This window comes from Methanospirillum sp. (assembly GCF_035406105.1).
GTDB lineage: Archaea > Halobacteriota > Methanomicrobia > Methanomicrobiales > Methanospirillaceae > Methanospirillum.
Window position 1 is genome coordinate 1 of sequence record NZ_DAONKG010000133.1, and the last position, 6,972, is coordinate 6,972.

At 45.2% G+C, this 6,972-nt stretch carries 9 protein-coding genes; 7 read left to right on the plus strand and 2 right to left on the minus strand.

The features are described from left to right. From PLA23_RS08725 to PLA23_RS08750, 6 genes are all read left to right on the plus strand, one after another. Positions 1–227 (plus strand): hypothetical protein (locus PLA23_RS08725; protein ID WP_324474891.1); only part of this gene is annotated, 227 nt, incomplete at its 5' end. Positions 228–231: 4 nt separating this feature from the next. After that, positions 232–1,785 (plus strand): MBL fold metallo-hydrolase, encoded by a 1,554-nt coding sequence (locus PLA23_RS08730; protein WP_324328032.1) that lies wholly within the window; start codon positions 232–234, stop codon positions 1,783–1,785. A gap of 14 nt (positions 1,786–1,799) precedes the next feature. Continuing rightward, the gene (gene hxlB, locus PLA23_RS08735) at positions 1,800–2,399 is read left to right on the plus strand and encodes a 6-phospho-3-hexuloisomerase (protein WP_324328033.1); all 600 of its coding nucleotides are present in this window, start codon (positions 1,800–1,802) and stop codon (positions 2,397–2,399) included. Between the two features lie 4 nt (positions 2,400–2,403). Next, on the plus strand, positions 2,404–3,507 hold the full coding sequence (locus PLA23_RS08740; protein WP_324328035.1) for a pyridoxal phosphate-dependent aminotransferase: 1,104 nt from the start codon (positions 2,404–2,406) through the stop codon (positions 3,505–3,507). Positions 3,508–3,509: 2 nt separating this feature from the next. After that, positions 3,510–4,547 carry a M42 family metallopeptidase gene (locus tag PLA23_RS08745; RefSeq protein WP_324328037.1) on the plus strand — a complete coding sequence of 346 codons (1,038 nt, stop codon included), beginning with the start codon at positions 3,510–3,512 and terminating at the stop codon, positions 4,545–4,547. Between the two features lie 170 nt (positions 4,548–4,717). Next, a complete protein-coding gene (locus PLA23_RS08750; protein WP_324328067.1) occupies positions 4,718–5,458 on the plus strand; it encodes a tetratricopeptide repeat protein in 741 nt (246 codons plus the stop codon). Between the two features lies 1 nt (position 5,459). Here the strand turns inward: PLA23_RS08750 and PLA23_RS08755 are convergent, their stop codons facing one another. Then, a complete protein-coding gene (locus PLA23_RS08755) occupies positions 5,460–6,005 on the minus strand; it encodes an archaemetzincin family Zn-dependent metalloprotease (RefSeq protein ID WP_324328039.1) in 546 nt (181 codons plus the stop codon). 17 nt (positions 6,006–6,022) lie between these two features. Here PLA23_RS08755 and PLA23_RS08760 point away from each other — a divergent pair, with 17 nt between their 5' ends. Next, the gene (locus PLA23_RS08760; RefSeq protein ID WP_324328041.1) at positions 6,023–6,421 is read left to right on the plus strand and encodes a UPF0146 family protein; all 399 of its coding nucleotides are present in this window, start codon (positions 6,023–6,025) and stop codon (positions 6,419–6,421) included. Here PLA23_RS08760 and PLA23_RS08765 read toward each other — a convergent pair. After that, positions 6,411–6,972 (minus strand): ATP-binding protein (locus PLA23_RS08765; RefSeq protein ID WP_502883615.1); only part of this gene is annotated, 562 nt, incomplete at its 5' end. The genes PLA23_RS08760 and PLA23_RS08765 overlap by 11 nt on opposite strands.

Here is a 6,972-nt window from a genome sequence, read left to right on the forward strand (position 1 = left end):
CTCAATTTCCAGAACTTATCGAACCCATTTACCGAGATGCAATCACGCTGAATGAGACATTACTGGAAAAATTACGATTCGGTCTGCTCCGACTTCAGATCTACTCTGAAATCCACCGGAACAGCGATATGGAAGAGGCGCAGAAGATGAGATTCGTTTCAGAGATGATTGAACGTACCATTTTCGGCGGTCTCTTTATAGAGCGGGAAAGTTACGTCTCCGAGTAATATCATGGCCCAGGACCGAAATGAATTCTTTATTATCAGAATTCCTGATACTGGATCGCTCCTTGATGCGGTTCGTATCATTGCTTCTTCAGGTCTGACGATTACCCGATGTCAGTATAACCGGTCACTGGATCCCGTAACCGCCTTTTTTTCCGTTTCCGGTGATGAGAAGGCATGTGCCCTTGGTGCGCAGGCTCTTTTGGAACAGGGGTATCTTCAGACAACCGTTACGTACCCGAAGAGTGTCAAGTTTACTGTAATTGTTCCTGAGATTCCCGGCACACTGCACAGAATACTCACCATTCTGGATCGGTATAATGCCGAGATCAGTTCACTCTCTTTTGATAACCGGGGCAGATATCCTGACGCACTTCATATCATACTTCGGGTGCTCAGACCAGAATTGACCGAAGAGTTATTAGATGCTATCAAAGCCGAATATCCGGTTGAGATTGAAGGGTATGACTGTGGAGACAGCTGTGATGATGGCAGTCTTTTTTACGTCAGGTATGCTGCACGTGTCAGTGAAATCCTTGATGATCAAGAGAATCCTGATATTCTTGAATTATTACATCAGTTTAGTCATGTCGCCCAACAACTAACCGAATATGGCAAAGAGTATCAGGATGTTCTTGAACAGATTCTTTTAAACGGGAAGCATTTAAAAGAGACAACTGGTGATGGATTTTATGCAGATGTACAAAAAATTCAGGTTACTGATACGCTAACCCTCTATTGTTTCCAGCTTCCGGGAGGAGGTTCAATTTTTGTCATCGACGCACCAGATGAACGAATAATGATCGATACCGGGTATGGTATCTATCATAAAGATGTTCTTTTGATGTTTGCTGCACATGGCCTTGGCGGGAAAGAAGATTTTACGAGGATAATCCTGACACATGGGGATACGGATCACTGCGGTGCAGCAGGGTTTTTCAATGCTCCCGTTTATACTCATGAAGGGACATGGGAGATAATAAAAACCAATAATCGTGCCTGGGGCGCTACCTCACAGGATCTCGTTCTGGAGCAGGTATATACAGTAATGATAAACCTGTTTGCACGAATGACTCCACCCCGGGATGTGATTCTCTTCCCCCCGGCAGGTGACAGAAAAGAGGGGGCATTTCCCGTTCTTTCAACCTTTACTGCCGGTGGATATACCTTTGAAATTCTGGAGGGACATGGCGGACACCAGTATGGTCTTATCTATATTCTCTGCCGGGATGCAGGTATCCTGTTTACCTCTGATACCATACTGAACCTCAAACACCTTAGCCCTGAACGCAGTGCATACAATAATTTTGCAGTGTACCTGGTCACAACAGTGAATGTGGATCCGGATCTTGTAAAACAAGAGCGAAAAGCACTCATGCGCCTTGCAGAAGAACTCGATGAAGAGCTTCGGGCACACGGAAAACAACTTTTGTACTGCTGCGGACATGGACCGATCTCGATCATGGAAAATGGTGAACTGACACCAGTATCTGAGCCTGTCACCTACTGTCATAAACCAACAGATGAACAGGTGCGATATCCTGATGAGGGTTCCATCTGAACGTATACACAGGTATGAACCAGCATCGTGTACAGGATATGATGCGACTGATGGCATCACGGATTAATGCCATCGCAGATCATATCTCTGATGAGGAAGTATCTCATTTTATTAAGGAACTCCTAGACGCCAAACGGATTTATGTAATGGGTGCAGGAAGATCAGGGCTTGTTGCAAAAGCCTTTGCCATGCGGCTGATGCATCTTGGAATGATGACCTATGTTGTCGGCGAAACGATCACGCCAGCATTACAAAAAGGGGATCTCATCGTTGTGCTTTCCGGATCGGGGAAGACCAGGACGATCGATGAGATTGTCCAGACAGCCAAGGAGATTGGAGGAAGGATCTGTCTTATCACTTCAAATCCGGATTCTCCTATCGGAAAACTCTCTGATTCGACGGTAATGATTGAGAATTACCGTGATAGTATTCCTGATGAGAGTAGGGAATATGAAACCCGGCAGATGCTTGGTGAACACCGGTCATTTGCCCCGCTTGGAACCCTGTTTGAGACTGCTGCCATGACCTTCTGTGATGCGGTTATCTCAAGACTGATGGAAATTACCCAGACCGATGAGTCTGCCCTGAAAGACCGGCATGCAAATATTGAGTGAAAATATGAAAAAAATATCTGCTCGTGCACAGGCAATTGAGATGTCCGGAATCCGGAAATTTTTCCAGGCTGCAAAGCCTGATTCAATAAACATGACCCTGGGTCAGCCGGACTTTATCACCCCGGATCATATCAGGGAGGCCGCAATCAGGGCTATTGAAGAAGGAAAGACCGGCTATACGTTCAACGCCGGATTGCCTGAATTACGGGAGGCACTCGTCGAAAAATTCAAAAAAGAAAATAATCTCACATACACTCCTGACCAGATCATCGTTACAGCGGGTGCAGGTGAGGCGCTGTTTATCGCAATTCAAAGTCTTGTTGATACTGGTGACCGTGTCCTCCTGACGGATCCCGGATTTGTATCGTACGAGGCCTGTGTCAGACTGGCTGGAGGAACTCCTGACTTTATACCCCTGACTGACGATTTGCATATCGATGAACAAATCCTGTATGAAAAACTAGACGGGGCGCGGCTTCTTATCCTAAATTCTCCCTGTAATCCGACCGGTACAGTTGAGCCGGCAAAGACCATCAGGTCAATTACCGAAGCAGCAATGGATGCCGGAGTTACCGTTCTTTCAGACGAGGTGTATGAGCATATCATCTATGATGAGGTCCATGCAAGTGCCGGAACTTTCGGTGAGGATGTCATCACCGTGAATGCCACAAGCAAGACCTATGCGATGACCGGCTGGCGCCTTGGATATATCGCCGGGCCTTCGGAATATATGGAACAGTGCCTGAAAATTCATCAGTATTGTCAGACATGTGCAACATCCATCAGTCAGTATGCAGCGCTTGCTGCATATACCGGCGATCAGTCCTGTGTCAAGATGATGCGGGATGAGTATAAGATTCGTCGCGATATGCTGGTATCCGGATTTTATGACATGGGAGTCAGGTTCCCGATCCCTCAGGGTGCTTTTTATGCATTTGTACCTCTTGGAAAAGAAAAGACACAGCAGATCATGGATGCCGGCGTGATTGTTGTACCGGGCGATGCATTTGGCCCATCAGGTGCAGAATATGCCCGATTCAGTTATGCCACTTCACGGGAAAATATTATGGCTGCGATTGAACGAATGAAACCGGTTTTTGAGGCATAACTATGGTATATGAATTACTGAAAAAACTCTCCGATGCACATGGGCTCTCAGGGTTTGAAGGGAATATCAAGGAGATTATTAGAAAAGAACTGGATGGATATGTTGATGAGATTTCAGAAGACAGACTTGGAAATCTTATTGCAGTAAAGAAAGGAACTGGTCTTTCTGTTATGATTGCATCCCATATGGATGAGATCGGACTAATGGTCCAGTATATTGATGAGAAAGGATTTATCAAGTTCGTTGGGATTGGCGGATGGTTTAATCCCACCCTTCATACCCAGCGTGTTATTCTTCATGGAACCAAAGGGCCGGTTCCGGGTGTCATCGGTTCTAAGCCTCCTCATGTCATGACTCCGGAGGATCGGAAGAAAGAGATAAAAATGGAAGACCTCTTCATTGATGTCGGTGCTGCATCGGCAGAAGAGGTAGCAGCCCTTGGCATTGAAATCGGAACCCCGGTTACCATAGAACAGGAACTTATTCGACTTGCAAATGAGCGTGTTACTGGCAAGGCGCTGGATAACCGTGTCGGCGTCCTGGTCCTGATTGAAACACTGAAAAGAATGAAGACGACAATGACCATCTACGGAGTGTTTACTGTTCAGGAAGAAGTGGGACTAAAGGGGGCTAAAGTAAGTGCCTTTGCATTACAACCTGACATTGCTATCGCGACTGATGTAACAATACCAGGTGATCACCCTGGTGTCACAAAAAAGGAAGCATCAGTTGAGATGGGGAAGGGTCCTGTTCTTGTCCTTGCAAGTGCATCAGGGCGGGGACTTCTTGCTGATAACCGGCTCGTTACATGGCTCCGGTCAGCGGGAGACAGGATGAAGATCCCGTACCAGCTTGAAGTGGGAGATGGAGGAAACACGGATGCATCAATTATCAATCTGGTCCGTGATGGAATACCCAGTATTCCTTTATCTGTCGCCACCCGATACATTCATTCCCCGGTTGAGGTTGTTGACCTCAAAGATGTAAAAGCAACCATTGAACTCCTGGTGGAAGCATTAAAAAAGAAACCGAAGCTATGATCCCTTCATGAATATCCCTTCATGAATCAATAAACAATTTATTTTCAGAGGCATCTCTTACTAACATGAATATGAACGGTGCCTTCCTGGGTGTGCTCATTCTGATAAGTATTTTTCTTTTTTCAATGTTGGTATCTGCTGATGGAAATTATTCAGATCCTGCAGAAGGTATGAATCTGATTCAGAATGGATCTTTTCAGGAAGGGTTGATAATCCTCGAAAATTATACAAAGACTAATGTGTCAGACCCTGAGGTCTGGAATTCTATCGGCTATGCCTTAAATAATCTGGGCAGGTTTCAGGACGCAATATCCCCTCTTGAGCAAGCCACACGCATAAATCCAAATCATAGTGTTGCCTGGACAAACCTGGGATGGGCATATAATGAAATAGGAGCATATGAATCAGCGCTGAAGGCACTGGACGCTGCTATTACTGCCAATCCGGCCAACAAATATGCCTGGAGCACAAAAGGATACACCCTCATCAGATCCGATGCTCTGAGTGATGCAATACCAGTTCTTCAAAAAGCCCTGGACCTTGATCCTGAATTTTCAGATGCATGGAATAACCTGGGTTATGCATACGCAGAGGCCAGGATGTATGATGAGGCACGTACAGCCCTTACAAAAGCAACCAATCTGAATCCAGAGAACGGATATGCCTGGAATAATTACGGAAGAGTATTATATATCCTTGGGAGAAACGACGAGGCACGATCAGCGCTCATCAATGCAACGAAAATACTTCCGGATTTTGACCAGGGATGGTATAATCTTGGGAATGTATTGAATGCAATGCAATATTACAATGAATCAATCAATGCATACAGAAGAGCAGTTGAATTAAATCCGGATAATAAAATTGCTCAGGAAAATCTGGAAATCCTTGAAAGTTGGTATAAACCGTAGGTTATACACGAACAGATATCAGATTATTTTTTATTTTCCCGGCACAGGAAGTACAAAGCATTGATTGTTTATTATCCAGATCATCAAGGCTCAGTGGATTTGCCATAATGCATGATGTATTGTCACAATGTTCCAGTTGAAGAAGATGGCCTATCTCGTGTGCACCTTCCCGTGACAACCGGTCAATGAGCATCATCTCATCAGGTGGAAGATCCCAGTATTCATTTCGAAGCCGGGCTGACGATATGACAGCAGTTCCTGTTGCGGGTCTGGATAATCCGAACACATACCGGGTTCCAGGCCGGAAGATATCATCACCGGTTACCAGTAAGATGTATCTCTTCTCATCATTCCGGCGGGAAAAAACATCAAGACAGGTTAATATTGCGCTAGCATCAAACTGATTTCTGTTCCTGTCAAACCCGTTATACAGGATTGGGCTTTCACATACTTCAGCCGGAATATCCATGATTTGAGAAATGATCCGGGCAACAGGCATCTCAAGCCCATTTGGTGCGCCGCGATCCCAAAAAATAAGGATATTCATCTCCAATACACTGGGTAATGAGCGGGTATAAATATATTGAGACGGCTGTTGCACGGTTCATTGCCGGACGGTACCGCTCTGTGATTGAGGCAGGAGCCGGAACAAATCTCCATGCAGCAAGTCTTTTGTTCAGATCCGGAATACTCATCCGGTGCATCGATATTATTGATCCTCCACGGTGGAGCTGTGTTCCCTATTTTAAAGACGATATTGATCATCCAAACCTCTGCCTTTATCAAAACTGTGATTGTATCTATGCCATCCGGCCGACAGAGGAGATGATTCCTCCGCTCATACGACTCTCAGAGCAGATACAGGCAGACCTAATCGTATATCATCTGGGATTTGAAGGAGCAGACCGGCCTGCTCCCATTGCAGGCTGCGATGTTCCGCTTCATATGTATGTTAAAAACTAAAGAGTGTTGCCTGAGAAGATTTTTTATCTTTTTGTGCAATATCTCTCGTATCTTCCTGACTGGAAATTGCCTGATCTGTACCGGTAAATGATTCTATTGAAGAAATCTCTCCTCTTTCTGGTTCTGTCTCCTTTTTAACACTCCTGCTTTTTTTAACCTTCCCCTCTTCCTCTTTCTTCTTTTTTAATTCTTTTTCAATCTGCTTTTTTTCTTGTTCAATCTCTTTTATGACAGACTTTGCACGTGCAGGATCATGAATCAGGATTTCCAATTTATCAACATCCAGATCGTATGTTCGTGCAAACCTGCCAGGAAATTGTTTTGCAAGAAGCGAAACCGGGCAGAGGTAGAGATTACGCACGGTTGAAGCTGACATGTGCATAGAAGAACCAAGATCTGACAAGAGCTGTTCACGTATTGTCTTCTGTTTTTTTGCAACAGACATCTGTTTCCAACGTGATGGCGGCATAATTTTTGCATATCCGGTCGACCGGCCCCGCATAACATCATGCACCCCATAGAGCATGAGTGCGGTTGCGTATCGCCAGAGA